The sequence below is a fragment of the Aeromonas sp. Lyrl_2 genome (assembly GCF_051948815.1).
GTDB lineage: Bacteria > Pseudomonadota > Gammaproteobacteria > Enterobacterales > Aeromonadaceae > Aeromonas > Aeromonas veronii.
Genome location: NZ_JAYJLJ010000070.1, coordinates 1 through 415, shown reverse-complemented (window position 1 = coordinate 415; position 415 = coordinate 1). Strand labels below are relative to the sequence as shown.

General features: G+C 61.0%; 1 protein-coding gene. It reads left to right on the top strand.

Going from position 1 to position 415, the window contains the following annotated elements; translation table 11 throughout:
- On the top strand, positions 1-415 hold a 415-nt coding region (locus VF684_RS20945; protein ID WP_440174403.1), incomplete at both ends, for a DDE-type integrase/transposase/recombinase.

Sequence of the window (415 nt, the reverse complement as noted above, 5' to 3'; positions counted from 1 at the left end):
GCGGGTCGGCACTCGCAAGTTGCATTATCTGCTCCAGGGTCAGGATGATGGCGGGCTCAAGGTCGGGCGTGACAGGCTGTTTCGGATATTGGCCGAGCACCGCCTGCTGGTGCTGCCCAGACGGGCGTATCACAAGACCACCCACAGTTTTCACCGTTTCTACCGTCATCCCAACTTGCTCAAGGCGGGGCCAGAGCAGGTCACACCGGTGGCCCCGGAGCAGGTCTGGGTCGCAGATATCACCTATCTGCCCGCCAGGAGCGGGCCGCTGTACCTGAGCCTGGTGACGGATGCGTACTCACGCAAGATAGTGGGCCATCACGTGCACGAAGGAATGCATGCCGAATCGGTGGCGATGGCGTTCAAGAAAGCGCTGAAGCAACGACGTGGCAGCGCTGAACTCATCCATCACTCG